The sequence below is a fragment of the Aquabacterium sp. NJ1 genome, assembly GCF_000768065.1.
Taxonomy (GTDB): domain Bacteria; phylum Pseudomonadota; class Gammaproteobacteria; order Burkholderiales; family Burkholderiaceae_C; genus Aquabacterium.
Genome location: NZ_JRKM01000001.1, coordinates 1,821,410 through 1,845,298, shown reverse-complemented (window position 1 = coordinate 1,845,298; position 23,889 = coordinate 1,821,410). Strand labels below are relative to the sequence as shown.

Genomic DNA, 23,889 nt, shown 5'->3' with positions numbered 1-23,889 from the left:
ATTGCGCAAAAATGCAGCAACAAGCGGATAATCCGCAACCGATGAATTCGAATACCTCTCTTGCGGCTGAACTTGCCGATATCGCCGCCGTCCTGCCAGACGCTGCCCCCGAAGACCTTCCAGCGCGGTTCGACACCTTGCCGCTGGACGCCAAACTGCTGCGGGCCATCGACTACCCGACGATGACGCCGATCCAGGCCAAGGCCATCCCCCTGGTGCTGGACGGTCGTGACGTGATGGGTGCCGCGCAGACTGGCACCGGCAAGACCGCTGCCTTCTCCATCCCGCTGCTTCAGAAAATGATGAAGCACGAGAACGCCAGCATGTCGCCGGCCCGCCACCCGGTGCGCGCCATCGTGCTGGCACCCACGCGTGAGCTGGCTGTGCAGGTGGCGGACAACGTCAAGAAGTACGCGAGCAAATCCAATCTGCGTTCGGCTGTCGTGTTCGGTGGCATGAACATGAAAGAGCAGACGCTGGAGCTCAAGGCCGGCGTCGAGGTGCTGATTGCCACCCCGGGCCGCCTGATCGACCACATCGAAGCCAAGAACTGCAACCTGTCGCAAGTCGAGTACGTGGTGCTGGACGAGGCCGACCGCATGCTGGACATCGGCTTCCTGCCGGACTTGCAGCGCATCCTGAGCTACCTGCCCAAGCAGCGCCAGACCCTGCTGTTCTCGGCCACCTTCTCGCCCGAAATCAAGAAGCTGGCGCAAAGCTATCTGCAGAACCCGATCCTGGTCGAAGTGGCCCGCCCCAACCAGACGGCCACCAACGTCGAGCAGCGTTTCTACAAGGTCGATGACGACGCCAAGCGCCACGTGATCCGCCAGATCCTGCGTGACCGCGGCATCACGCAAAGCATCGTCTTCGTGAACTCCAAGCTGGGCGCCGCCCGCCTGGCGCGCACCTTCGAGCGCGACGGCCTGCGCACCACGGCCCTTCACGGCGACAAATCGCAAGAAGAGCGCATGAAGGCCCTGGCCGCCTTCAAGGCCGGCGAGATGGACCTGCTGGTGGCCACCGACGTGGCCGCGCGTGGCATCGACATCGCCGCGCTGCCTGCGGTGTTCAATTTCGACATCCCCTTCAACGCCGAAGACTACGTGCACCGCATTGGCCGTACCGGTCGTGCCGGTGCCAGCGGCCTGGCCGTGTCCCTGGTGACGAGCTCGGATGCCCGCCTGATGGCCGACATCGAGAAGCTGATCAAGAAGAAGATCGACGTCGAGCCTTTCGAGCTCGAAGGCGGCCGTGGTGGTGACCGCGGTGGCGACCGAGGCGGTGAACGTGGCGCTTATCGCCGTGAACGCCGCAGCGAGGATGGCGATGTGCGTTCCGACGTGGCACCCGCCGCCTCGTCTGGCCGTGGTGAACGTGAGGCGCGCGAGTACCGCGAGCCCTCGCGTTCGATGCGCCCGGCACCACGCCGCCCGTCCGACCCCTTCTTCGACAAGCCTTACGAACCCGATCCCTCTGCCGATCCGGTCTGGGAAGACAAGACCGCTGCCGCGACACCCGCCAGCAGTGGCACGGGCCTGTCGCGCTTCATCAAGCCCAAGCGCAAGGTCGCGGCCTTGCTGGGTGGGTCGGGCACGACCCGGCGTTAAACCGCATGGGCGGCCAAACCTGGCCACCAGCCCCTGCCGTGAAGGTGGGCCTCGTCAAGGCCTTCGCGCGCTCAGTTTGATCAGTCCGTGCGATCAGCAGGCTGCCCGTTCAGGCTGCTGCTTGTTGGTCGCCATTGGTCGTCGCCACCGCGATGGGGTTGACGGCAGCCAGTCGCTGCTGACGCCACACCGAAGGCGAGGTGCCGTATTCGCGCTTGAAGGCCTGGCTGAATGCCGCCTCCGACGAATACCCCACCAGATCGGCAATCTTGCTGATCGACAAACCTGACCCGCTCAACTGCCTGGCCGCCAGCCGCATGCGGTGGCGTGTCAGGTAGGTCAGTGGCGGTTCGCCCAGTGTCTGGGTGAAGCGGTCTGCAAAGGCCGAGCGCGACAGGCAGGCCTGCTGCGCCAGCTCCGGCACCGTCCAGTTGCGACGCGGGTCGCGGTGCATGTGGGCCAGCGCATTGGACAAGGCGCGGTCTTTCAATGCTGCCAGCCAGTTGCCCGAGCCCTCCGGCACCGACTCGACATAGTCGCGGATGCACTCCATGAACAGGATGTCGCCCAGGCGGTTGATGATGGCCTGCTGGGCCGGGCGTGGGGCGGCCACTTCCTGAGCCAGGAACTGCAGGCCGATGGCCAGCCACAGTGGGGGTGCTTCGCCCAGGCCGCGCACATGCATCAAGCTCGGCAGCGCGGCAATCAGCGGGGCGGCCATGTCCACGTCGAAACGGGCGTGGCCGCTGATCAGGTCGCACTTGGGCTCGCCTTGGCCGCCGTGCTTTTGCGGCTCCAGCTCGGAGGCGGCCATGTGGGGCAGCAGGTCTTGCGCCACGGCCATGGTCTGAGGTTTGTCCTGGATGTGGTGCTGGCTGCCGGCGGGCAGCACGATCAGGTCACCGGTCTGCACGAGCAAGGGCTCTTCGCCCTCGCGCAGCAACCAGGCCTGACCACTGGTGACCATGTGGAAAGCCGCCAGGCCTGGTGTCGCCAGACGCCACGCCCAGGGCGTCGAGTTGTGCGTGGACGCGAACACCACACCGTCGAAGTGCATGTCGTCCAAAATCAGGCTGAGGCTATCCATATTGGCTCAGGATGCCACGAAAGGCCAGCCATCGCATCTGCCGAAAATCCGTGTTTCAGGTGCCAAACGCCGGGAATGTGAGATGTTTGACGAACCTCGGGTAAACACGGATTGGGGTGCGGCGTATTGCAATGGTCGAACGGACTTTTGCCCCCTCCTGATCCATGTCAAATTCAAGACACTGGCTGCACTTGAAGGAGATTGACATGTCCAACGCCAGCATCATGGCCCCCGTGCAGAAGTGGGCCGACCCGAAACGATACCTGTGGTTGCTCGGGCCGGCCGTGCCCCTGATCGGCATCATCATGCTGGGCGTGTTCATGCAGACCAAGGCCGTGTGGACCTTGTGGTTCGTGGTGGGCCTGGTGCACGTCATCCTGCCGATGCTGGACTGGCTCTTTGGCGAGGACGCCGAGAACCCGCCCGACAGCGCCCTGCAAGGCCTGGAAAACGACCGCTACTACAGCTGGGTGCTGTATGCCTTCGTGCCGCTGCAACTCGCGGTGACCGTGTTCGGCGCCTGGCTGGCCGTCACCTCCGATCTGCCCTGGTACCACCTGGTGGGTCTGGCCCTGAGCGTGGGCATGGTCAACGGCATCGCCATCAACACGGCGCATGAGCTGGGCCACAAGAAGTCCAAGTTCGACCGCTGGATGGCGCGCATCTCGCTGGCGCCGACTTTCTACGGCCACTTCTACGTCGAGCACAACCGCGGTCACCACAAGAACGTGGCCACGCCGGAAGATCCCGCCAGCTCGCGCTTCGGTGAATCGTTCTGGGTGTTCCTGCCCCGCACGGTGTTTGGCAGCCTGCGTTCGGCCTGGCACCTGGAAGGTGAGCGCCTGGCCCGTTCGGGCAAGGGCGTGTGGAGTCTGGACAACGAGAACCTGCAGTCCTGGGGCATGTCGGTCGTGCTGTTCGCGGTGCTGCTGGCCGTGCTGGGCTGGGCCGCGCTGCCCTTCCTGGTCATCCAGGCGATCTACGGCTTCCACTTGCTGGAGGTGGTGAACTACCTGGAGCACTATGGCCTGTGCCGCCGCAAGAAGGCCGATGGCCGCTACGAGCGTTGCGAGCCCGAGCATTCGTGGAACAGCAACCACATGGTGACCAACCTGTTCCTGTACCACCTGCAGCGCCACAGTGACCACCACGCCAACCCGACCCGCAAGTACCAGGCCCTGCGCCATTTCGAGCACAGCCCGCAGCTGCCTTCCGGTTACGCCGGCATGATCACCCTGGCCTACTTCCCGCCCATCTGGTATGCGCTGATGAACAAGCGCGTGCTGGCCCACTACAAGGGCGACATGAGCCGCATCAACATGTACGAACCGCGCCGCGCCGAGCTGACCGCCCGTTATGCTGAGCAGGCGCGTGAACTGGCCCGCCAGGCCTGATCCATGAGTGAGCGGCTGGCGCCAGAACACATCCACAGACGCCAGCCACCGAGGAGACACCAACATGAAATACCGCTGCCCCAACTGCGGATACGTGTACGACGAAGCCAAGGGCGAGCCCCATGAAGGCTTCAAGCCCGGCACGCCCTGGAAGCTGATCCCTGATGACTGGGCTTGCCCGGAGTGCGCCGTGCGCGACAAGGTGGACTTCGAGGCCGAAGAAGCCTGAAGCCCCTGGGGCATCGCGGTGCGCGCGGCAGGCGCTACAGTGGGGGCTGCTGAAACGCACCGCCCACCATGTCCCGCGACGAATCCCCTTTGACCTTGCCCCCTGATGAAGCCGACCCTGCTGCGTCGGCTTCTGGCGTTTCTAAGCCTGAAGGGGCGGCCGCGCAGCTGCATGGTCTGCACGACCAGGCCTTCCTGAGCGCGCTGCGCACCCAGATGATCAAGTTCGCCCAGCTGCATCTGGGGGATCGGCACCTGGCCGAGGATGCCGTACAGGAAGCCCTGGCCGGCGCCTGGAGCGGTGCACAGCGTTTCGCGGGCCGTGCGGCCATCAAGACCTGGGTGTTTGCCATCCTCAAGAACAAGGTGGCCGACCTGCTGCGCCACAAGCAGCGCATGGTGGACGCCAGCAGCCTCATGAAAGAGGACGAAGAGCAGGCCATGAGCGACCTGTTCGACGAGCGTGGCCACTGGTTGCAGGACAGCAAGCCCACCGCCTGGCATTGCCCCGAGGCCAGCCTGGAGCAGCAGCAGTTCTGGGCGGTGCTGGAGGTCTGCCTGGACGGCATGCCGCCCGCACAGGCCCGCGTGTTCATGATGCGCGAGTTCATGGGCTTCGAGTCCGACGAGATCTGCACCACGGTGAGCGTCAGCAGCAGCAACCTGTTCGTGCTCCTGCACCGGGCCCGCTTGCGCCTGCGCGAATGTTTGAACCAGCGCTGGTTTGCGCAGGCCGCCTGAAGTTGAGGAGTACCCCAGGATGTTGAAACTCAACTGCGAACAAGCCACCCGCATGATGTCCGAGTCGCAAGAGCGCCAGCTGGGCACGGCCGAACGCACGGTGCTGCGCATGCACACCTGGATCTGCTCGGGTTGCCGCAACTTCGGTGGGCAACTGGGCTTCATCCGCCAGGCCATGAAGGGTTTTGCCACGCATGCGGATGACGGTGGCGGGGCCGCCGGTGGCGACGACAAGATGCCACCACCCGCTGGGGGCTGAGCGGGGCGAGGGCAACGGGGGGCTCGCGGTGTAAGAAACCGCCGCCAGCGTCGACCAATGGACATCTGTGCCACTTTGTCGAGGCTTGCACCATGTCCCCCACTCACTCATCTCTTTCTGCCGCTGCGGGCTCGTCTGCTGCCGCCCCATCCCTGCGCCAGCGCCTGATCGGGCTGGCCCAAGCTTGGCTGCGCTTCGAGGTCTGGCCTCAGGCCCTGGCCTTGCTGGCCGCACGACTGTACCTGTTCGAGGTGTTCTTCCGGTCCGGCCTGACCAAGGTGCAGGACTGGGATGCCACCTTGTTCCTGTTCAATGAGGAGTACCACGTGCCCGTGTTGCCGCCCGAACTGGCCGCGTGGATGGGCACGGGCGGCGAGCTGGGTTTTTCGATGCTGCTGGCGCTCGGGCTGGTGACGCGGCCTGCTGCCGTGGGCCTGTTTTTTGTCAACGCGATGGCCGTGATCAGCTACCCGGATCTGGCGCCTGCTGCGTTGAAGGACCACCATCTTTGGGGCGTGCTGGCCGTGGCGCTGGCGGCTTTTGGTGGCGGGCGTTTGTCGCTGGATGCGCTGGCCTGGCGGCGCTGGTTGAACAAGGCCGCTTGAACTTGGCCTGGCGCGCCCATAAGATGCCCGCATGACAAAACTCGCCATCACATTCGGGCTTGGTCTGCTGGCAGTCTGGGGCTTGACCGCATGTTCCACCCAACAGGCGTACAGCGCCGGCCAGGCCTGGCGCCAGAACCAGTGCAATGCGCTCACCAACATGGACGAGCGCAGGCGATGCATGGACGAGGCCGGCCAGCCTTACGACCGCTACCAGAAGGGCGTGGACGACATCAACAAGAAGTGATGTCGGTCCTGCCTGCGCCGACATCAGGGCAGCTCGGCCCCACCCATGCGCGCCACGATCGTGGCCGAGCGGCTCATGATGTAGCCTGATCGCGGTTGTTGCTCGAAGCGCTTGGGCGCGGGCAGCATCACCGCCAGGCGGGCCGCTTGCATGGGGCTGAGCTGAGAGGCTTCCACCTGGAAGTAGTGGCGTGATGCGGCCTGGGCGCCGAACACGCCCTCGCCCCATTCCACGTTGTTGAGGTAGACGGTGAGGATGCGTTCCTTGCCCAGCAGGCCTTCGAGCATGAAGGTGATGATGAACTCTTCGCCCTTGCGCAGGAAGTTGCGTTCGCTGCTGAGGAACAGGTTCTTGGCCAGCTGCTGCGTGATGGTCGAGCCACCGATGATCTTGGGCGAGGCGGTGGTGGTTGCGGTCGGGGGCGGGGGGATCGCGCGTCCACGCGCCTTGGCACGGGCCACGGCCCGTTCATAACGCTCCTGCGCCTGCTGGCGAACCTTGTCGACCCTGGCCTGAGCCTGGTTGTTCTTCTTCCAGGCGTTTTTCAGCGCATCCCATTCCACGCCGCAGTGGTCCACGAAGTTGCCGTCTTCAGAGGCGATCACGGCGCGCTTGAGGTTGTCGGAAATGGCGTCATAGGGGCGCCAGGTCTGGGTCCAGGTGATGCGGCCTTGTTCGCGCAGCAGCCGCGCCATTTCGCTGCGCTGGAAGGTGGTGGACTGCGGATCGACAAAGCGCATCAGGCCGATGCGCGCAGCGAAGTAGAGCTGCAGGCTCAGGGCGCTGAGGATCAACAGGACGACGATTCGCCAGACTGCACGCATCGAGGGCTTCTTGGTGGAACGGTTGAAGATCAGGATTCAGTGAGGCTGGGCCGCGTCGACCAGTGCGCGCATGTGCGCCAGCACGGGCTGCGTGTCGGGCTGTACGCCACGCCACAGGGCGAAGGCCTCGGCGGCCTGCTCGACCAGCATGCCCAGGCCATCGCGCGGGGTGGCGCCGTGTGCGCGGGCCCAGTCCAGGAAGGCTTGCGCCGCGGGACCGTACATCATGTCCAGCGCAAGGGTGCCGGGCTTGAGCACCTGGGCGCCTACGGGTACGCCACTGCCGGCCAGGCTGGCGGCCGTGCCATTGATGAACACGTCAAAGCCCTCGCCGGGGTCTTGCAGGCTGCGGGCGCTGAGCTGGACGCCATGCCGGGCGGCCCATTCGGCGTGGCGGTCCACGATGGCCTTTGCCTTTTCAAGCGTGCGGTTGGCCATGACGATCTCGGCAGGGCGTGCTTCGATCAGCGGACCCAGCACGCCGGCGCTGGCGCCGCCTGCGCCCAGCAGCAGCACGCGCCGGCCCGCCAGCGGCACGCCGGCATTGCGGGTGATGTCGCGCACCAGGCCGATGCCATCGGTGTTGTCGGCCAGCCAGCCGCCATCGGCCTGGGCATCAAAGCGCAGGGTGTTGGCGGCCTGGGCCAGCTCGGCGCGGGGCGTGCGGCGGGTGGCCAGCTCGAAGGCTTCGAACTTGAAAGGCACGGTCACGTTGCAACCCTTGGCGCCGCTGGCTGCAAAGGCCTGGATGTGGGCCTTGAAGTCGTCCAGCGGGCACAGCAGGCGGCCGTAGTCGACGGCCTGGCCGGTCTGCTCGGCGAAGCGCGCGTGAATCAGGGGCGAGCGGCTGTGTTCAACCGGGTTGCCGGCCACGGCGTAGCGGTCTGCGGTGGTCATGGGCGGGTCAGTCGGTCAGAGGGGGTCAGGGGGCCGCCGGGATGGTGGCTTGCTCAGGGGCCGGGGCCTGCGTGGTGGCCTGCATGCCAGCTTCCCGCGTGAAGCGGAAGCGCGACGAGATCAGCAGCAGGTCCTTGCCGGCGATCACTTCGGGGGGCACGGCACCAAAGGGGCCCGCGTTCATCACGATGGCGCGGGCGCGCTTGTCGAGCTGCTTGTTGCGCGAGGGTTGGGTGATGATGGCGTCCACCACTTTGCCCTGGCGGTCCAGCCAGACTTCCATCACCAGCTCGCCGTACAGCTTCTGGCCGCCTTGGGTGGGGAAGTGCTCGGTGCCGGCGCGTTCCACCAAGGTGCGGAACTGGCTGTAGTAGAGGGCGTCCGCCGACTTCAGCGTGGCCGGGCTGATGTAGCGCTTCTTGGGGCGCTCGTTTTCTTCGCGGATGCGCTTTTCGATTTCGGCCAGCAGCTTGGTGAGCTGGCGGCGACGTTCTTCGTCGGCGCGGTTCTGCTCGGTCTCGGCCTTGGCGCGTGGTTGGGGCGGGGGCAGGGCCGACAGCTCGTTCTTGACCTGGGTGAGCAACTGCTGCTGTTCCTGCTGCATCTGCTCGATCATGCGGGCCGTCTGCTCCATGGCGTCGCCGGTTTCGGCTTCGGGCGAGGGTGGCAGGGGCGAGGTGGCGCGGCCGGTGCTTTCGCCGCCGCCGGCCAGGTTCTGCTGCGCCAGGGCCTGGGCCTTGTCGGGCGCGGCTTCACTGCCGGCGTTGACCAGGATGACTTCCAGCGGCGTGTCCTTGAAGGTGCGGTTGAAACCTTCGGGGTCCACCAGGCGGAAGCTGAACAGGCCGATGTGCAACAGCGCCGACACCCCCAGGCAGATCTGCAGGAGGCTCAAGGATTTCCACAGTGTTCGAAGGCGTTGCAGCATCCGCTTGGCAGGCGTCAAGGAGGAGGTGGCTGGTCAACCCCGATCAGGCGGCCGGGGCCTCGCCCGCGGGGGCGTCGGCATCCGTCACGTCGATGGCCAGGGTCAGTGGTCCTGCATTGTCCAGCACCTCGTCGTCGTCGCCACCCTCCGATTCACCCTGATCCGCAGATGTCGCTTCATCGAGACGCGCCACCACGCTGGCGTGCACGTCCAGGGTCAGCTCGTCCACGCCGGTGATGCGCACGCGCACCTTGGCATGGCGCGGCAGGCTGTCGGCGCCGATGGCCTTGAAGACCAGGGGCAGGGTGTCGGCACGCACCAGGCCATTGACCATGACGGCGCAGTCCAGCTCGGTGAGGCCTTGCTGGCCCAGGTACTTGAGCGTCCAGTAACGCTCCATGCTGGACTGGAAGCCGTTGTAGGCGCTGTAGGCGGTGTCGAAGTTCGAGATGATGGCGAACAGCTCGGCGTCCTTGGGCTTGAAGGGCGCGGCCAGGGCGGCGGTGCGGCCGTTTTTGGCGCAGGCCACGATCTGCCACTGGTTGACCAGGTCCACATAACGGCGCAGCGGCGAGGTGGCCCAGGTGTACTGCGCCACGCCCATGCCGGCGTGCGGTGCGGGCTTGGTGCTCATGCGCACCTTGATGCCGGGCTGCAGGCTGGCCTGGCTGCGGTAGATGCCGGGTACGCCCAGCTCGGCCAGCCAGCCGCCCCAGGTGCTGTTGGCCAGGATCATGGCTTCGGCCACGATGAGGTCGAGCGCCGAGCCACGGGCGCGCGTGCCGATCACGACCTGCTCGTGCCCGGTGGGCTCGATGCCGTCGCTCATGGTGTTCTCGCCCTTGGCGCCGAGCAGCTTGAAGCTGTAGTCCGGGCGGTTGAAGGTCTCGGGCTTGCCGCGCACGATCTCGCGCTGGGCCTTCAGGTGCTGGGCGAGGCGGAAGGCGAAGGCCAGCTCGGGCGCGAAGGCGTAGTCGGCCGGGGCCTCGCCGCTCAGTGTGGCGTTGGTGATGACACCGTCGAGCTTGTCGTGGCGCAGGTTGGCGGCGATGGGCACGCGCTCCAGCTTGGTCTCGCTGCCCTGGACGGCCAGCGTGGCCTCGTCGAACGTGACATACAAGGAAACGGCGGGGCAGTCGCGGCCTTCGATCAGCGTGTAGGTCTGCACGACGTCATCGGGCAGCATGGTGATCTTGTGGCCGGGCATGTAGACCGTGGACATGCGGGCGCGGCCCAGCGCATCCACAGGCGAACCCGGGGCGATGGCCAGGCTGGGTGCGGCGATGTGGATGCCGTAGGTGACGGTGCCAGAGCCCAGGCCTTGCACGGACAGTGCATCGTCGATCTCGGTGGTCATCGAGTCGTCGATGGAGAAGGCCTGGACGGCGGCCAGGGGCAGTTCGTCCTTGATGGGGGGCGCTTCCAGGGCCGGGAAGCCGGTGCCCTTGGGGAAGTACTCGAACAGGAAGCGCTTGAAGTGGAACTGGTAGGGGCTGTCGATGGCGCCGGCGTCCTTGAGCAGGTCCAGCGGGGCGCGTTGCGTGGCCTTGGCGGCGTCCACCACGGCCTTGTACTCAGGGCCGTTCTTGTCCGGCTTGAACAGGATCTTGTAGAGCTGGTCCTTGATGGGGGGCGGGCAGTTGCCGGCCGCCAGCTCCTGGGCCCACTGTTCGATCTGCAGGGCCAGTTGCTTCTTGCGCTCGATGGCGACCAGGGCCTGCTTGAGGATGTCTTCGGGCGCCTTGCGGAAGCGGCCCTTGCCCCGGCGGTGGAAGTAGTGCGGGGTGTCGAACAGGCGCATCAGCATGGCGGCCTGCTGCACGGCGTCGGCGTTGGCGCTGAAGTATTCCTTGGCCAGGTCATCGAAGCCGAATTCGTCTTCGGGCGCGACCTCCCAGATCAGGTCCACGTCGATGTCAGCGGCCTGGGCCGCGGCCTGCGCCAGGATTTCGGCGGGGGCGGGCTTGGCGAACTTGATCAGCACGTTGGCGGCTTTCACCTTCACGCGCTTGCCCGAATCCAGCTCGATCTGCATCGAACTGTCGGCTTCGGACATCACACGGCCGGCGAGGAACTTACCGGCATCGTCAAAAAGGGCAAACATCGAATGGGGGGCTCTGTGGGGCTTTGGGGAATCAGGGGGTGATTGTCCCATTTTGTTGCCAGGGCTTGAATGTGGGGGCTGACAGCCAGGCCGTGATGCGGCATCGTAGGCGCCATGGACCTGCCGCGCCTGATCGACACCCCACGTCTGCACCTGCGGGACATGCGCCCGGGGGATGCCGAGGATGTGTTCGCGTCCTACGGGCGCGACCCGCGTGTTTTGCGCTATCTGCAATGGACGCCGCACACGTCGCCCGATGACAGCCGGCAGCAGATCGCGTATGACATCCACCGCTGGATGAAGCGCAGCGCCTGGGTCTGGGGGCTGACGCGCCAGGAGCCGCACGCGCAGGCGGGGCGAGTGTTTGGGCAGATCGAATTGCTACCGATGAGCTACCCGTCCGAGCGGGCACACCATCTGCGGCTGGGTTACCTGATGGCGGTCAACCACTGGGGGCAGGGCTTGATGGCCGAGGCGGCGCAGGCGGTGGTGGGCGCCGCGTTTGGCCAGTATGGTGTCTGGCGGGTGGATGCCCTGTGCGATGTGGACAACAAGGGCTCGGCCGCGATGCTCGCGCGCATCGGCATGCAACGCGAGGGCTGCCTGCGCCGGGTGCTGTCCCACCCGCATGTGGACGATGTGCCGCGGGATGCGTGGCTCTATGCCCTGTCGCGCGACGATTGGCTCAGGCAGCAGGCAGACCCAGCCAGGACAGCAGCGCCGGCATGTGCTGATCAAAGTCGCTGACCGCGTGATCGCTGCCTTCGAGCAGCGTCAGTTGGGCGCCCTGGTAGCGCGCGCTCATCTCCCGCCAGTCCAGCACCTCGTCACCCTTGGCGATCAGGGCCCAGTAGCGCTCGGGCCGGGTGATGGGGTAGCGGGCCAGGGCCTTGAATTCGTCGATGAATTCAGCACGGAAGAAGAAGTGGTCCTGCGGGTCGTGGAACGAGGTCTGCTCGCCGATGTAGCGCGCCAGGTCACGCGCAGGCTCGATGGCCGGGTTGATCACGCCAGCGCGACAGCCCCGGTGCTCGGCCAGCACGGTGGCATAGAAGCCGCCCAGTGAGGAGCCGAGCACAACCATTTTGTCGGTCGGCCAGGCGGCTGTGGTCTGTTCGATCAGGGCCCAGGCTTGTGCTGGCGAGGGCGGCAGCTGCGGGCAGACCCAGGTGAGCTGGGCGCCTTGCTCATTGAGGTGCGCCACATGGCGCGCGAGCATCTGCGCCTTGAAGGATTTGGGCGAGGAGCGAAAGCCGTGCAGGTACAGGATGTGGGTCGTGGTGGTCATGGCGTGTGCGGTCGGGCATGCGAGGGGAGCTTGTCCCATTGTGCAGGCGTGTGCAGGATTTGTGCTGAGGTTTCCGGCCCTGAATGGGGCCAGCACGGCCCGGGTCTGCGGGGTGGCGGGGCGCTTGTCACAAAGCTGTCAGCAATAGCCCAATAGGATCACGCCCAGTGCTGCATCGCCCCCCTGATGCGGCTGGAAGGATCTCCCTTGATGCATACCTGTCAAGCGCCTCGGCATGAGGTGCGGGCTGAACTCGTCCCTGCTGTTTTGTCGGTTCGCCAGGCCAAGGCCTCGCGTGTGATCTCGCGTGCTAACTCGCGCGGCTTCACCTTGCTGGAACTGCTGGTGGTGCTGGTGATCATCGGCCTGCTGGCAGGCTATGTGGGCCCGCGCTTCTTTGCCCAGATCGGCAAGTCGGAAGTCAAGACGGCCGCTGCGCAGCTGGATGCGTTGGGCAAGGCGCTGGACCAGTATCGACTGGACACCGGCCACTACCCCAGTACCGAGCAAGGCCTCGGCGCGCTGTGGGTGAAGCCGGGTGACGAAACCCGTTGGTGGGGGCCGTATCTGCGCAAGGCCCCGCCCAAGGACCCCTGGGGCCGCGAGTACCAGTACAAAGCCCCCGGTGAACATGGGGACTACGACCTGTTCTCGCTGGGCAAGGATGGCCGCGAGGGTGGTGAGGGCGAAGACCAGGACATCACCAACTGGTGATGGGCAAGGTAGTCAACATGCGTCGCCCCGCTTCTCTTTCGCTCGGACTGGACAAGTCGGCTGTGGCGCAGCGTGCGGCTGCGGACTTCCCGCGCCGCCTGTTCTGCCAGGAGCTGGCCGTGCTGCTGGATGCCGGCATCCCGCTGTACGAATCGCTGATGACCTTGCGCGAGAAGGAAGAGTCGGCCGCCGTGGCGCAGGTGCTGTCCACCTTGACCACGGCCTTGTCGCAGGGCAAGACCTTGTCACAGGCCATGCGCATGCAGCCGCTGGCGTTCAGCTCCTTGCTGATCGCTTCGATTGAAGCGAGCCAGCGCACGGGGCAGACGGCACAGGCCTTGCGCCAGCATGCGGCCTATTTGGCCTGGCTCACCGGCATGCGTGACAAGCTGGTGAGTGCGGCCATCTACCCCGCCATCCTCATCGGGGCGAGTTTCCTGGTGATCACCTTTCTGACGGTGTTCGTGGTGCCGCGCTTTGCCGATATCTATGAAGGCATGGGCGGGGAGCTGCCCTGGTTGTCGGGCCTGCTGCTGAGCACGGGCAAGGTCGTGGGCGAGCACCCCTGGCCCGTGCTGGCAGGCCTGATCGCCCTGGTCCTGGGTGCGGTTGCAGCCTGGCGCTCGCCTGCCGTTCGCGCCGCCGCTTCGGCCCGTTTGTGGCGCACACCGGTGATCGGCCCGCGCATGCGCTTGATCGAACTGGCGGCGCTGTACCGCACGCTGGGCTTGCTGCTGCAAGCCGGTGTGGCCGTGGTGCCCGCCATGGAGGCGTCCAGCGAATTGGTGGGGCCTTCCCTGCGCGGCGCCTTGCAGACGGCCACACGCCGGGTCAAGGAGGGCACACGCCTGTCCGACAGCCTGCACCAGTGCACGCTGACCACGCCGGTGTCCTTGCGCATGATGCGCGTGGGCGAACAGACAGGCGAGCTGGGGCCCATGCTGGAGCGTGCTGCCACCTTCTACGATGAAGAGCTGGCGCGCTTCACCGAGTGGGTGGGCAAGGTGGTCAGCCCCGTGCTGATGCTGGTGATGGGCGTGCTGATCGGCGGCATCGTGGTGCTGATGTACCTGCCCATCTTCCAGGTGGCGGAGCAGATCCAATGAGTGCGGTGCTCAAGCCTGAGCTGTCGATCCAGCCTGAGCTGGACGAAGCAACATCCATTTTGAACTGGACGCCGGACTGGGCCATCTGGCCTTTGGCCAAGGCCATGCGTTTGCGCGTGGTGGTGGCCCAAGATGCGGCCCGGCAGTGCTGGGCCCTGACCCCGAACACGGAAGACGTGCTGCTGCGCGAGGCCGTGAGCCGCGCCGTGGCGCGCCCGGTGTCCTGGCGTGAAGTGGACGAGGACACGCTGGCGGTCTTGCTGGCACAAGGCGAGCAGAGCTACGAGGCGCGTGGCGCCTTGATCCGCGACGAATCCCGCGGCGAGGCCAGCCAGCAGGCAGGTGAGGTGCACGCCTTGTCGGTGGACGCCATCAGCCGCCAGAGCAGCCCCGTGGTCAAGCTGCTGGACGCGACCTTGTTCGACGCACTCAAGGCCCAGGCCAGTGACTTGCACCTGGAGTCCACCGCCACCGGCATGGTGATCCGCCACCGGCTGGACGGCGTGATGGTGCATGTGGGCGATGTGGGTTCGCGCGAGGTGGCCGAGCAGCTGGTCTCGCGCCTGAAGGTGATGGCCGAGCTGGACATCGGCGAGCGCCGCTTGCCGCAGGATGGCCGCTTCAAGCTGCGCGTGCAGCAATCGGCCGATTCGGGTGTGCGCGATGTGGATTTCCGTGTCTCCATCATGCCCAGCAGTTTTGGCGAAGACGCCGTGCTGCGCATCCTGGATCGCAGCCGCCTGTCGACCGAGGCACAAGCCTTGAGCCTGGAAGGCCTGGGCTTTGATGCCGACGATGCGGCGGTGGTGCGGCGCCTGGCGCGCAAGCCCTACGGCATGCTGCTGGTGACCGGACCGACCGGCAGCGGCAAGACCACCACGCTGTACGCCGTCGTGCAGGAGATCAATGACGGCACCGACAAGATCATCACCATCGAAGACCCGGTGGAGTACCAGCTCGGTGGTGTCGTGCAGATCCCGGTGAACGAGAAGAAGGGCCTGACGTTTGCGCGTGGTCTGCGCAGCATCCTGCGCCATGACCCGGACCGCGTGATGGTCGGCGAGATCCGCGACGCAGAGACCGCGCAGATCGCGTCACAAGCGGCGCTCACCGGCCACCTGGTGCTGTCCACCATCCACGCCAACAATGTGTTCGATGTGGTGGGCCGCTTCATGCACATGGGGGTGGACCTGTACAACATGGTGTCCGCGCTCAATGGCGTGGTGGCGCAGCGCCTGATGCGCAAGCTGTGCATGCAGTGCGCGCAGCCCTGGCAGCCCGCTATCGCCGATCTGCGGATGGCACAGCTGCCGCTGGACACGCATGGCCGTTTCTTCAAGTCTGTGGGGTGCCCGGCCTGCCGTGGTACCGGCTTCAGGGGCCGGCGCGCCGTGTCCGAGATCCTCTTGATGGACGACACCTTGCGCGACCTGATCGTGACGCGTGCCTCGCTCATCAAGATCAAGGCGCATGCCCGATCCAGTGGCACACGGCTGTTGCGGGAGTCGGCGCTGGCGGCGGTCTTGCGTGGCGAGTCCACGCTGGATGAACTCAACCGCGTGACCTTGGCGGAATGAGCATGAGCACTGCTGTTGTCATGGCCCCCGCGTCGGCATCCGGGCTCGCTTCGTGGTTCAAGCCGGGCCGGTGGATCGCCGGCCTGCATGGCCAGCTGCGAACGGCGCTGCAGCCTCGCGTGCTGTATGTGCAACCCGGCTCACTGGCTGCGGATGCGCCTTGGGATGCGGTGGCGGAAAGCCTTGCCGCCTGGTGTACTGACCACGTGGGAGAGCGCTGTGTGATCGGGCTGTCCAGCCAGTGTCTGCTGCATGCGTTGGTGAGCGACGATCTGAGCGAGCACGATGCCATCGCACAGGCCGTGCAGCAATGGGCCCACTACATGGATGTGGATGCCGCGGAGCTGGAGGCCAACTGGTTGCTGCGCCGGGTCACTGTGGCGGGGCAGCACCTGGTGTGTGCCGTTCCGCTTGGTTTGATCGAAGCCTTGCAGACGGTGGCCAGGGCGCATGGCGTTCGCCTGGCCTGGGTGGGGCCCTGGTGGGCGCATGGTGTGCAAAGCTGGTTGAGCCATCCGGGGCTGGCAGCAGGCATGCCACCCGATGCCAACGGGGCCACCGTCACGCTGGTGGCGCAGGAGCCCGGGCTGCTCGTGCACGTGCAGGCCAGTGTCATGCCCCGGCGGCCCGCTCGCCTTCAACGTGTGTGGGTCGAGATGAACGAGGGGGCATTGACGCCGCCGGCTGACGTGTCGGTCGAGCTGGTATCTCCTGCACAACTGGGCATCACCTGCCAGCCGCACCATGCCCATGTCTGGGATCAACCGCAGTTGGTGCCGGTGTTGCAAGGTGATGCCGCCGTGTGGGGGCGCCAGCCATGAAGCACCTGTTGATGCGGTGGATGAGCCCGCCCCAATGGGCGCAGGAGCTGGACTTTGTGGGCCCCCGCCTCAGCCCATCGCCCTGGTCCTGGCTGCTCTTGCTGCTGGGCCTGGTCGCACTCGGCATCGTGTTGCCACAGGTGCAGGGTGTGCTTGATCAGCAAGCGGAGGCACAGGCCACGCTCAAGCGCCTGCAACGGGCGGTACACCAGCAGGCCCTGGCCGCCAAAGCGCCAAAGGGGGCGGGGCGCAAGGCCGACCAGGCGCCTGCCTTGTCCGCAGACTCGGCCCAGCACGCTGCGCAGCTGGCGCAGTGGCTGGGCTACCCCTGGCTGGACGTGCTGGACCAGGTGGACCACGCCGCCAAGGCCGAGCAAGCCGTGATGCTGGCTTTCAATCTGGACCTCGCCACCTTGGGCAGCCGGGCGGACAGCGTGCCCGACGTGCGCCTCAGTGCCGCTGTGCGCGATGACACCTCGGCCCTGCGCTGGGTGCAGGCACAAGGTGGCGCCGCGCAGTTGCTCAGCCGTGAGCGCCTGGCCACGCCCTTTGTGGCAACGGCGGGCAACTACGAGTGGCGGGCCGAAGCCTTGCTCGCAGGGGGCGCACCATGATGAGCGCTCGCACGTGGCAACGATTCGGGGTGGCCGGCCTGCTGGGCGTGTGCTTGCTGGGCGGTGCCGGCTGGCTGCAAACGGTGTGGCTGCCCCGCCAGCATGCCCAGCTCGACGAATGGGGCTCTCAGGCGCGCCGCACCCGGCACGAGCTGCAGGCTGCCTTGCAGGCAAAGGCCGGCAGCCAGCCCGAGGCCCTGGGTACACCCGAGCAGGCCTGGCAACGCCTGTGGCAGACCTTGCCTGGTGCCGACCAGCGCGTGGCGCTGCAGTCGCAGGTGCTGGCACAGGCTCGACAACAGGGCCTGGTGGTCAACGCGGTGCAGTACGCAGGCAGCAAGCAGCCCTGGGCCGCGCAGGATGGGGTCGTGTTGTGGCGCCAGCGCATGGTGATGCCCGTCGAAGGCGGCTACGGCGCCGTGCGCGCCTGGCTGGCGCAACTGCTGCAGGAACCCGCACTCAGCATCGACAGCCTGGATCTGCAGCGCAGCGATGTCATGAGCGACCAGGTCAAGGCCCGTGTGGCGGTGTCGCTGTGGTGGCGTCGGCCGGAAAGGATCAAGCCATGAACCGCGGCTTGTTGCTGGCGCTGGCGCTCGTGGGCGGCCTGAGCCTGTACCTGGGCAGCCAGTCTGATGATGACTTGCTGGCACCCTCACGCCAGGCTGGTGGCAAGCCCGGGGCCCAGACAAACCGGCGTGCGGACGAGCAAAGCGGCGAGCGAGGTGATCAGCCTGACCGCCACCGAGCGACGGGCGGCTCGCCCCGTGCTGCCGAGAAGCGCTCCCCCCCGATGGCGCCGTGGTTGGCCGATGGGCTGACCCAGGGCGTCGTGCGCTGGCAGGCGCGCTGGCAAACGGCGCAGGCTTCACCGGCATCGGGCCCGATGGCCGATGCGACCGCCTGGCGCAGCGTGCAGCCTCCACCGCCGCCGCCCCCGCCACGCGTGGCGGTTGACCCTGGCCCACCGCCCGCGCCCACCGCGCCGCCCTTCCCGCATGCCTGGGTGGGGCGCTTCAATGATGAGCCCGTGGCCATGGCCGCCAGTGGTGTCGCCAGCGGGGCCTCGGCGCCCGTATCGCAAGCCGTCGCCCGTGCCGTGCTGGCCGGGCCCCAGAACACCTGGGTCGTCCGCGCGGGCGACGTGATCGAAGGCCAATGGCGCGTTGATCGCATTCAGGACCGAACCATGAGTCTGACCTACCTGCCCCTGAAGCAGCAGCAGACTGTTGTGATGAGATGAACATGATGGATTTGTCGGCGCTGCGCACGCAGCTTGTGATGGCAATGTGCTTGATCGCGGTCTGGCTGGCGGGGTGTGCCAACCCGGCCATTGAAGACGCGCACCGGCTTGCTGGCCAGGGGCAGCATGAAGCCGCCTTGCAGCGCCTGACCCAGGCTGCGCAGCAGGATCAGGCTGATCGGCAGTTGCGCAATGAAGTGCTGATGCAGCGCGACGCCACCGTGGGTTATCTGATTTACCTGGCCGATGCCGCCCGGGCAGCCGGCCGGCTGGATGAGGTCGAGAACGTGCTCAAACGGCTGGAGCTGGCCGCGCCCCAGCATCCGCGTGTGGCCTGGCTGCGCAGCGAACTGGCGCGTTTGCAGCGCCACCAGCGTCTGATGACCGAGGCCCAGCAGCGCCTGGACGCCAGGCAGTACGAACGCGCAGAAGCCGCCTTGCAGACCGTGCTCGCCGAAGACCCCGGCAATGCCAAGGCCCGCGCCCAGATGGCCCGCGTGGCCGAGATGCGTGAAACCCAGAGCCGCAAGCAGGCCACGCTGCAACTGGCCACGGCCAACAACCCGGTGACGCTCGAGTTCCGGGAGGCTTCGGTGCGCACCGTGTTCGAGGCCCTGTCGCGTGCCGCCAATGTCAACTTCGTGTTCGACAAGGATGTGCGTGGTGAGGCCAAGGTCACGCTGTTCCTGAAGAACACCACGGTGGACGAGGCCATGCGCGTGATCCTCAACACACAGCAACTGGCCGCCAAGCTGCTCAACGACAACACGGTGCTGGTGTTCCCGGCCACGCAACAAAAGCAGCGTGACTTGCTGGATACCGTCACGCGCACCTTCTACCTGGTCAACGCCGACCCCAAGCAGGCGCAGTCGCTGGTGCGCACGGTGGCCAAGACCCGCGACATCTTCGTGGACGAGCGCCTGAACCTGCTGGTGGTGCGTGACACGCCCGAGGTGGTGCGCCTGGTCGAGCGCCTGATCCAGAGCATCGACCTGGCCGACCCGGAGGTGATGCTGGAGCTGGAGGTGATGGAAGTCTCCAACAACAAGCTCAATTCCATGGGGCTGAGCTGGCCGACCAATGTGTCCTATGGCGTACCAGGCGGCAGCGACCCGATCACCAGCTTCACCGGTCTGCAGGCTTACACCGCCAACCCGCTGGCGCTGGCCACGCTCAAGGCGTCGCACGACACCACCAACATCCTGGCCAACCCGAAGATCCGTGCGCGCAACAGAGAGAAGGCCAAGGTGCTGCTGGGCGAGAAGCTGCCGGTGTTCACCACCACGTCCACACCCAGCAACGGGGCGATCTCGAATGCGGTTTCCGTGAGCTACATCGATGTGGGCCTCAAGCTGGATGTCGAGCCACAGGTTCAACTCGACAACGACGTGACCATCAAGGTGGCGCTGGAAGTCAGCAGCATCACCAACAAGGTATCGGGCCCATCCGATTCTTTTGCCTACCAGGTTGGCACACGCCAGGCCACCACCACCTTGCGCCTGCATGATGGTGAAACGCAGATCCTTGCTGGCCTCATCAACGACAGTGAAAGCCGCAGCTCGGCGGGCATTCCCGGCCTGCACGACCTGCCCATCGCAGGCCGCCTGTTCGGCCTGACCACCAACGAGCACAAGAAGTCCGAGATCATCCTGCTGGTGACGCCGCACATCGTGCGCAATGTGATCCAGCCTGGCACGGCAGCGGCTTTCATGCCCTCGGGCACCGAAGCTCAACCAGGCGCTCCTGCATTGATTCTGCGCGACGAAGCCAGCATGTCGGGTTCAGGCTCGGGCAACGTGAGCGGCGGGCGTGGCGCATCCGCACCCAAGCCGATCAATGGCGTGGGGGAGGGTGCGAGTGTGAGTGGCCCCGATGAGGTCAGCCCCGGCGCCAGCTTTCAGGTCACCTTGAGCAACCAGAAGGCCCAGGCCTCGCCTGTGACGCTGGTGGTCGATCCCACCGTGCTGGAGCTTGACGCTGCGGCAAGCGCCAATGGCCGCCTGTCTGTGACCCTGCCGCCCAACGGGGTGCAGACCGTGACCATGCGCATGCGGCCGAACACCGCGCAGAGCGAAGCCTTGCTCACGCTGGAGCCGTCCGGTGCCTTGTGGCGGATCAAGGTCCACAACGAGGCCGCATCGGACGGCGATGAGCAGCAGGGCGGGGATGTCGGCAATGGTGCAGCCTTCCATTGACATGCGTCGCGCGAGGGGCTTCACGCTCATCGAGATGGTCGTGGTGGTGCTGATCGTCAGCATCCTCGCCAGCGCCGCCATGCCCCTGGCGGCCTTGCACAAGCGGCGCACGCAGGAGGCCGAGTTGCGGCAGGCCCTGCGTGTGCTGCGCACCGCGCTGGACGACTACAAGCGCGCCTGGGAGCAAGGTCGCATCGAGAAAAAGCCCGATGACTCGGGCTACCCACCCTCGCTGGATCTGCTGGTCAAGGGCGTCAAGGACGCCTCATCCCCCAAAGGCCGGCGCATCTACTTCTTGCGACGCCTGCCCCGTGACCCCTTTGCCGACCCCACTTTGCCTGCCGCCCAGACATGGGGCCTGCGCAGCTATGCCAGTCCGCCTGACGCGCCAGCCGAGGGAACCGACGTGTTCGACGTCTACACCACCCATGAGGGCGGGGGGCTGGATGGCACGCCCTATCGGCAATGGTGACGCATCAGTGAGCCAGCCATGATGCATCCCCGCCGTGTCACCCGTCGTGGCTTCACCTTGATCGAATTGATCGTCGTGCTGGCCATCATCGGCCTGCTGGCCAGCATCGTGGCGCCGCGTTATGTGCGCACCGTCGACAACGCGCGCGAGGCCACTCTGCGCACGTCACTGAATGTGATGCGGGACGCCATCGACAAGTATGTGGGCGACAAAGGGCATTACCCCGATTCGCTCGACGAGCTGGTTGCGCTGGGCTACATCCGCCAGATTCCGGAAGACCCGGTGACCGGTCGGCGCGACAGCTGGCAGATGCTGCCGCCACCAGCCGATGCCAGTGTGCCCGGCAATATGGCCGATGTGCGCAGCGGTGCCACGGGCAATGGGCAGAACGGCCGCCCATTTTCGTCATGGTGAAGGGCCTGCATCGCGGCCAGGCTCAAGGCGGTTTCACCTACTTGATGCTGATCTGGTGGGTGGCGCTGTCCGGCCTGATGCTGGCTGCCCTGGCGGACAACTGGTCGCATGCCATGCGTCGCCAGCGTGAGGCCGAGCTGGTGTTTCGAGGTGAACAGATCCGTCAGGCCATCGAGGCCTATCACAGGGTGATCGTGCCCGGTGGTGCGGCCCAATGGCCAAGCCGCCTGGAGGACCTGTTGGAGGACCGCCGCGGCCCGGTGATGGTGCGCCACTTGCGTCGCCTCTGGCCCGATCCCATCACGGGGGATGCGAACTGGGGGCTCGTCATGGAGGGCGTTGGCATCAAGGGTGTGTACAGCAACTCGACGGGCAGACCCTTGGCCGCACCGGAGGGTGTGGACCAGTACAAGCAATGGCGCTTCGTGGTGTCAAACGGATAAAGGCTGTTTCACGAATGTTTCGTCAACAAACCGTCATTGACCGTTTCTAGACTACGGCGGCTACCCCCTTTACCCACCATGCCATATCCCAACATCGCACCAGAGCAATCCGAGTGTTTGCTGCGTGTCGTTGAGGCCGCGCCTCAAGTCCGCCGCAGGCACCAGTACTTTGTCTGGTGCCAGGGCGACTTCCAGCGCTGGCTGCCTCACAAGTTCAGCGTGTGCGGCAGCTACGACCGAGACCAGCGTGACGTGGTGTTTGATCTCTTCAACAGCGTTCCGGTTCCCGAAGACATTGCCGAGCGGCTCAAAAATGCACGTGCACCCTTGATGACCGCTGCCTTGCAATGCTGGCGTCGTGCCCGTTATCAGGCCTGCCGCCTGGATCTGGTCCTGCTGGACAAGACGGACCCCGCAGTGCGGATCCTGCTGGACATGGGCTATCAGCATCTGTTGATCCATGGTGTGACCAGGCCAGGCCGCCCCGAGGAACTCGAGAGCTTTTTTGTCTTTGGCCAGCCTCAACGGCTCTACGACGATCCAGACCTTCTGGCGCTGGAGATGCTGCTGCCCTGTCTGCACACGGCTTACCAACGCGTGTGTGTGACCGAGCGCCAGATGGTGTCGGCGCGGTTGCCCATGACGGGCACCAGTTCCCCCGTGCCTTATCAAAGGGTGGTGCCCATCACCGAGCGCGAGCGCGAAATCCTGCTCTGGGTGCGAGATGGCTTGAGCAACCAGCAGATCAGCGAGAAGCTGGGCATCAGCGCCCTGACGGTCAAGAACCACGTGCAGAAGATCCTGCGCAAGTTGGGCGCAGCCAACCGCGCACAGGCGGTTGCCAAGGCCATGACCATGAACGCCTTTGGTGCCATGCCCCATGGCTCCGGCGAGGCCTATTACTGAAACACCAGCATGAACCATGTCCTTTCCGGCCGCGCGTTGTGCGCGGCTTTCTTTTGTTTCGCCAGCCTGGCTGCTCAGGCCCAAGGCATCAGCAGTGGTGACCAGACCGAGTGGACGTCTTTCGTCCCGGCCGCCAATCAGCCTGAGCGCACAGGCCCTGTGCTGGATCAGGACTTCCAGGATGTGCGCCGAGAGAGCCCCTGGTCGCGCCGGTCCGAAGGCGCGCTCTCGGCTTCCGAGCGTACCTTGTTGAAGATGCTGGACGAGCAGCGCTGGCGCGAAGCCCTGGCGTGGCTCAAGCAGAACCAGCCTGATCTCAATCGCCATGATGAAACAGGGCGCACGCCGCTGACCATGGCCGTGCAGGCCGACCAGTTGGTGCTGGCCCGCGAGATGATCAAGCGCGGGGCCGACGTGGACCGCGCCGGCGCCTCAGGCATGACCCCACTGGGTGCGGCGGCCCTGGCCGGACAGGAAACCATGGTGCGCGACCTGTTGAGAAACGGTGCGGACATCGACAAGGCCAACGCCATGGGCCAGACGCCATTGCACCTGGCTTGCGTGAGCGGCCGGCCACGCACCGTGGCCATGCTGCTGGACGCAGGTGCCAACTGGCGCTTGACCAACAGACAAGGTCGGCATGCCGTGGCCGAGGCCGCGTACGCGGGGCACGTGCCCGTGTTGAAGTTGTTCCAGATGCGCGGCGTGGATCTGGCAACCCCTGATCTCCACGGGCTCAACGCCGTCCATGCGGCGACCATGGGCGAACAGCGCGAAACCCTGGCCTGGCTGCGTGCGCAGGGCGTGCCTGTGAACTCGGTGCTGACGCAGTTGCTCATCGACCAGCTCAACAGTGAGCAGGGGCTGGTTGTCGTGCCCTGACGCTGGCGCCACCTCCGAATGCAACGCCACGCCTCCGAAAGGGGCGTGGCGTTGTTCATGGTGCATGCGCGCGTCGCCCCACTCAAACAAGGGGGTGCAAGGTGCATGGCCCTGATTGACGCCGTGGCGTCACGTGACTTGGTCCTTTCGGCTCACGTTTGGCGGCCTTGTCGGGCTTCATCGGTGTCACGCCTGCTGACTATCGTGAGCCGAGTTGCGAAGCCCCTTGCAGCGGCAGTCTGAACGGCTCATGTGCACTCAGGGTTGACCCGGAACGCCTGTCACACGTG

Annotated in this window: 27 protein-coding genes; 21 read left to right on the top strand and 6 right to left on the bottom strand. The window is 65.9% G+C overall.

Going from position 1 to position 23,889, the window contains the following annotated elements; all coding sequences use genetic code 11:
- Positions 1 to 41 precede the first annotated feature (41 nt).
- Positions 42 to 1,610, top strand: a complete 1,569-nt coding sequence (locus tag JY96_RS07930) for a DEAD/DEAH box helicase (protein ID WP_081961120.1) — start codon at positions 42 to 44, stop codon at positions 1,608 to 1,610.
- A gap of 109 nt (positions 1,611 to 1,719) precedes the next feature.
- On the opposite strand, the gene JY96_RS07925 is transcribed toward JY96_RS07930, so the two are convergent.
- The gene (locus JY96_RS07925; RefSeq protein WP_052162263.1) at positions 1,720 to 2,697 is read right to left on the bottom strand and encodes an AraC family transcriptional regulator; all 978 of its coding nucleotides are present in this window, start codon (positions 2,695 to 2,697) and stop codon (positions 1,720 to 1,722) included.
- Between the two features lie 206 nt (positions 2,698 to 2,903).
- Between JY96_RS07925 and JY96_RS07920 the strand changes: the two genes are divergently transcribed.
- From JY96_RS07920 to JY96_RS07895, 6 genes are all read left to right on the top strand, one after another.
- Entirely contained in the window at positions 2,904 to 4,091 is a 1,188-nt protein-coding gene (locus tag JY96_RS07920; protein WP_035041671.1) for an alkane 1-monooxygenase, read from the top strand.
- Positions 4,092 to 4,155: 64 nt separating this feature from the next.
- On the top strand, positions 4,156 to 4,320 hold the full coding sequence (locus JY96_RS07915) for a rubredoxin (RefSeq protein WP_035036437.1): 165 nt from the start codon (positions 4,156 to 4,158) through the stop codon (positions 4,318 to 4,320).
- A gap of 68 nt (positions 4,321 to 4,388) precedes the next feature.
- Positions 4,389 to 5,060, top strand: a complete 672-nt coding sequence (locus JY96_RS07910) for an RNA polymerase factor sigma-70 (protein ID WP_081961119.1) — start codon at positions 4,389 to 4,391, stop codon at positions 5,058 to 5,060.
- A gap of 19 nt (positions 5,061 to 5,079) precedes the next feature.
- Positions 5,080 to 5,319, top strand: a complete 240-nt coding sequence (locus JY96_RS07905) for a zf-HC2 domain-containing protein (protein WP_035036434.1) — start codon at positions 5,080 to 5,082, stop codon at positions 5,317 to 5,319.
- 92 nt (positions 5,320 to 5,411) lie between these two features.
- Positions 5,412 to 5,924, top strand: a complete 513-nt coding sequence (locus JY96_RS07900) for a DoxX family protein (RefSeq protein WP_081961118.1) — start codon at positions 5,412 to 5,414, stop codon at positions 5,922 to 5,924.
- Between the two features lie 31 nt (positions 5,925 to 5,955).
- A complete protein-coding gene (locus tag JY96_RS07895; RefSeq protein WP_052162262.1) occupies positions 5,956 to 6,171 on the top strand; it encodes a hypothetical protein in 216 nt (71 codons plus the stop codon).
- A gap of 23 nt (positions 6,172 to 6,194) precedes the next feature.
- Here the strand turns inward: JY96_RS07895 and JY96_RS07890 are convergent, their stop codons facing one another.
- From JY96_RS07890 to JY96_RS07875, 4 genes are read right to left on the bottom strand one after another with little or no spacing between them, the layout of a single operon-like run.
- Positions 6,195 to 6,995 carry a transglycosylase domain-containing protein gene (locus JY96_RS07890; RefSeq protein WP_035036431.1) on the bottom strand — a complete coding sequence of 267 codons (801 nt, stop codon included), beginning with the start codon at positions 6,993 to 6,995 and terminating at the stop codon, positions 6,195 to 6,197.
- Positions 6,996 to 7,031: 36 nt separating this feature from the next.
- The gene (gene aroE / locus JY96_RS07885; RefSeq protein WP_035036429.1) at positions 7,032 to 7,892 is read right to left on the bottom strand and encodes a shikimate dehydrogenase; all 861 of its coding nucleotides are present in this window, start codon (positions 7,890 to 7,892) and stop codon (positions 7,032 to 7,034) included.
- 25 nt (positions 7,893 to 7,917) lie between these two features.
- On the bottom strand, positions 7,918 to 8,820 hold the full coding sequence (locus JY96_RS07880; RefSeq protein WP_052162261.1) for an energy transducer TonB: 903 nt from the start codon (positions 8,818 to 8,820) through the stop codon (positions 7,918 to 7,920).
- A 43-nt stretch (positions 8,821 to 8,863) separates the two neighbouring features.
- Positions 8,864 to 10,924, bottom strand: a complete 2,061-nt coding sequence (locus tag JY96_RS07875; RefSeq protein WP_035036427.1) for a ribonuclease catalytic domain-containing protein — start codon at positions 10,922 to 10,924, stop codon at positions 8,864 to 8,866.
- A gap of 114 nt (positions 10,925 to 11,038) precedes the next feature.
- On the opposite strand from JY96_RS07875, the gene JY96_RS07870 reads away from it, so the two are divergent.
- Positions 11,039 to 11,671 (top strand): GNAT family N-acetyltransferase, encoded by a 633-nt coding sequence (locus tag JY96_RS07870; protein ID WP_052162260.1) that lies wholly within the window; start codon positions 11,039 to 11,041, stop codon positions 11,669 to 11,671.
- On the opposite strand, the gene JY96_RS07865 is transcribed toward JY96_RS07870, so the two are convergent.
- Entirely contained in the window at positions 11,610 to 12,212 is a 603-nt protein-coding gene (locus JY96_RS07865; RefSeq protein ID WP_035036425.1) for a YqiA/YcfP family alpha/beta fold hydrolase, read from the bottom strand. The two genes, JY96_RS07870 and JY96_RS07865, sit on opposite strands and share 62 nt — an antisense overlap.
- 210 nt (positions 12,213 to 12,422) lie before the next feature.
- On the opposite strand from JY96_RS07865, the gene gspG reads away from it, so the two are divergent.
- The 13 genes from gspG to JY96_RS22075 all read left to right on the top strand — a co-directional run bounded on the left by gspG (position 12,423) and on the right by JY96_RS22075 (position 23,599).
- Positions 12,423 to 12,926 carry a type II secretion system major pseudopilin GspG gene (gspG, locus tag JY96_RS07860; protein ID WP_081961117.1) on the top strand — a complete coding sequence of 168 codons (504 nt, stop codon included), beginning with the start codon at positions 12,423 to 12,425 and terminating at the stop codon, positions 12,924 to 12,926.
- 17 nt (positions 12,927 to 12,943) lie between these two features.
- Positions 12,944 to 14,032: a type II secretion system F family protein gene (locus tag JY96_RS07855; protein ID WP_161784262.1), complete on the top strand. Its 1,089-nt coding sequence runs from the start codon at positions 12,944 to 12,946 to the stop codon at positions 14,030 to 14,032.
- Positions 14,029 to 15,609: a GspE/PulE family protein gene (locus tag JY96_RS07850; RefSeq protein ID WP_052162258.1), complete on the top strand. Its 1,581-nt coding sequence runs from the start codon at positions 14,029 to 14,031 to the stop codon at positions 15,607 to 15,609. The genes JY96_RS07855 and JY96_RS07850 overlap by 4 nt, the downstream gene beginning before the upstream one ends.
- A gap of 2 nt (positions 15,610 to 15,611) precedes the next feature.
- Positions 15,612 to 16,430, top strand: a complete 819-nt coding sequence (locus JY96_RS07845) for a hypothetical protein (protein WP_152606398.1) — start codon at positions 15,612 to 15,614, stop codon at positions 16,428 to 16,430.
- On the top strand, positions 16,427 to 17,044 hold the full coding sequence (locus JY96_RS07840) for a hypothetical protein (protein WP_035036416.1): 618 nt from the start codon (positions 16,427 to 16,429) through the stop codon (positions 17,042 to 17,044). The genes JY96_RS07845 and JY96_RS07840 overlap by 4 nt, the downstream gene beginning before the upstream one ends.
- Entirely contained in the window at positions 17,041 to 17,613 is a 573-nt protein-coding gene (locus JY96_RS07835; RefSeq protein ID WP_152606397.1) for a hypothetical protein, read from the top strand. The genes JY96_RS07840 and JY96_RS07835 overlap by 4 nt, the downstream gene beginning before the upstream one ends.
- The gene (locus JY96_RS22085; RefSeq protein ID WP_052162257.1) at positions 17,610 to 18,287 is read left to right on the top strand and encodes a hypothetical protein; all 678 of its coding nucleotides are present in this window, start codon (positions 17,610 to 17,612) and stop codon (positions 18,285 to 18,287) included. Before JY96_RS07835 ends, JY96_RS22085 begins: the two co-directional genes overlap by 4 nt.
- 2 nt (positions 18,288 to 18,289) lie before the next feature.
- The gene (locus tag JY96_RS07825) at positions 18,290 to 20,482 is read left to right on the top strand and encodes a secretin N-terminal domain-containing protein (RefSeq protein ID WP_161784261.1); all 2,193 of its coding nucleotides are present in this window, start codon (positions 18,290 to 18,292) and stop codon (positions 20,480 to 20,482) included.
- Between the two features lies 1 nt (position 20,483).
- Positions 20,484 to 20,954, top strand: coding sequence for a type II secretion system protein (locus JY96_RS07820; RefSeq protein WP_035036411.1), 471 nt, complete (start codon positions 20,484 to 20,486; stop codon positions 20,952 to 20,954).
- Positions 20,955 to 20,972: 18 nt separating this feature from the next.
- On the top strand, positions 20,973 to 21,368 hold the full coding sequence (locus tag JY96_RS07815) for a type II secretion system protein (protein WP_200883454.1): 396 nt from the start codon (positions 20,973 to 20,975) through the stop codon (positions 21,366 to 21,368).
- 44 nt (positions 21,369 to 21,412) lie between these two features.
- Positions 21,413 to 21,811 carry a type II secretion system protein gene (locus JY96_RS07810; RefSeq protein WP_235333877.1) on the top strand — a complete coding sequence of 133 codons (399 nt, stop codon included), beginning with the start codon at positions 21,413 to 21,415 and terminating at the stop codon, positions 21,809 to 21,811.
- 117 nt (positions 21,812 to 21,928) lie between these two features.
- On the top strand, positions 21,929 to 22,717 hold the full coding sequence (locus JY96_RS22080; RefSeq protein WP_161784260.1) for a LuxR C-terminal-related transcriptional regulator: 789 nt from the start codon (positions 21,929 to 21,931) through the stop codon (positions 22,715 to 22,717).
- Between the two features lie 9 nt (positions 22,718 to 22,726).
- Positions 22,727 to 23,599 (top strand): ankyrin repeat domain-containing protein, encoded by an 873-nt coding sequence (locus JY96_RS22075; RefSeq protein ID WP_081961115.1) that lies wholly within the window; start codon positions 22,727 to 22,729, stop codon positions 23,597 to 23,599.
- Positions 23,600 to 23,889: the final 290 nt, after the last annotated feature.

Coding starts and splice junctions, on each gene's coding strand:
- JY96_RS07930 (WP_081961120.1), top strand. CDS start 42: ATGAATTCGAATACCTCTCTTGCGGCTGAACTTGCCGATATCGCCGCC.
- JY96_RS07925 (WP_052162263.1), bottom strand. CDS start 2,697: ATGGATAGCCTCAGCCTGATTTTGGACGACATGCACTTCGACGGTGTG.
- JY96_RS07920 (WP_035041671.1), top strand. CDS start 2,904: ATGTCCAACGCCAGCATCATGGCCCCCGTGCAGAAGTGGGCCGACCCG.
- JY96_RS07915 (WP_035036437.1), top strand. CDS start 4,156: ATGAAATACCGCTGCCCCAACTGCGGATACGTGTACGACGAAGCCAAG.
- JY96_RS07910 (WP_081961119.1), top strand. CDS start 4,389: ATGTCCCGCGACGAATCCCCTTTGACCTTGCCCCCTGATGAAGCCGAC.
- JY96_RS07905 (WP_035036434.1), top strand. CDS start 5,080: ATGTTGAAACTCAACTGCGAACAAGCCACCCGCATGATGTCCGAGTCG.
- JY96_RS07900 (WP_081961118.1), top strand. CDS start 5,412: ATGTCCCCCACTCACTCATCTCTTTCTGCCGCTGCGGGCTCGTCTGCT.
- JY96_RS07895 (WP_052162262.1), top strand. CDS start 5,956: ATGACAAAACTCGCCATCACATTCGGGCTTGGTCTGCTGGCAGTCTGG.
- JY96_RS07890 (WP_035036431.1), bottom strand. CDS start 6,995: ATGCGTGCAGTCTGGCGAATCGTCGTCCTGTTGATCCTCAGCGCCCTG.
- aroE (WP_035036429.1), bottom strand. CDS start 7,892: ATGACCACCGCAGACCGCTACGCCGTGGCCGGCAACCCGGTTGAACAC.
- JY96_RS07880 (WP_052162261.1), bottom strand. CDS start 8,820: ATGCTGCAACGCCTTCGAACACTGTGGAAATCCTTGAGCCTCCTGCAG.
- JY96_RS07875 (WP_035036427.1), bottom strand. CDS start 10,924: ATGTTTGCCCTTTTTGACGATGCCGGTAAGTTCCTCGCCGGCCGTGTG.
- JY96_RS07870 (WP_052162260.1), top strand. CDS start 11,039: ATGGACCTGCCGCGCCTGATCGACACCCCACGTCTGCACCTGCGGGAC.
- JY96_RS07865 (WP_035036425.1), bottom strand. CDS start 12,212: ATGACCACCACGACCCACATCCTGTACCTGCACGGCTTTCGCTCCTCG.
- gspG (WP_081961117.1), top strand. CDS start 12,423: ATGCATACCTGTCAAGCGCCTCGGCATGAGGTGCGGGCTGAACTCGTC.
- JY96_RS07855 (WP_161784262.1), top strand. CDS start 12,944: ATGCGTCGCCCCGCTTCTCTTTCGCTCGGACTGGACAAGTCGGCTGTG.
- JY96_RS07850 (WP_052162258.1), top strand. CDS start 14,029: ATGAGTGCGGTGCTCAAGCCTGAGCTGTCGATCCAGCCTGAGCTGGAC.
- JY96_RS07845 (WP_152606398.1), top strand. CDS start 15,612: ATGAGCACTGCTGTTGTCATGGCCCCCGCGTCGGCATCCGGGCTCGCT.
- JY96_RS07840 (WP_035036416.1), top strand. CDS start 16,427: ATGAAGCACCTGTTGATGCGGTGGATGAGCCCGCCCCAATGGGCGCAG.
- JY96_RS07835 (WP_152606397.1), top strand. CDS start 17,041: ATGATGAGCGCTCGCACGTGGCAACGATTCGGGGTGGCCGGCCTGCTG.
- JY96_RS22085 (WP_052162257.1), top strand. CDS start 17,610: ATGAACCGCGGCTTGTTGCTGGCGCTGGCGCTCGTGGGCGGCCTGAGC.
- JY96_RS07825 (WP_161784261.1), top strand. CDS start 18,290: ATGATGGATTTGTCGGCGCTGCGCACGCAGCTTGTGATGGCAATGTGC.
- JY96_RS07820 (WP_035036411.1), top strand. CDS start 20,484: ATGCGTCGCGCGAGGGGCTTCACGCTCATCGAGATGGTCGTGGTGGTG.
- JY96_RS07815 (WP_200883454.1), top strand. CDS start 20,973: ATGATGCATCCCCGCCGTGTCACCCGTCGTGGCTTCACCTTGATCGAA.
- JY96_RS07810 (WP_235333877.1), top strand. CDS start 21,413: ATGCTGATCTGGTGGGTGGCGCTGTCCGGCCTGATGCTGGCTGCCCTG.
- JY96_RS22075 (WP_081961115.1), top strand. CDS start 22,727: ATGAACCATGTCCTTTCCGGCCGCGCGTTGTGCGCGGCTTTCTTTTGT.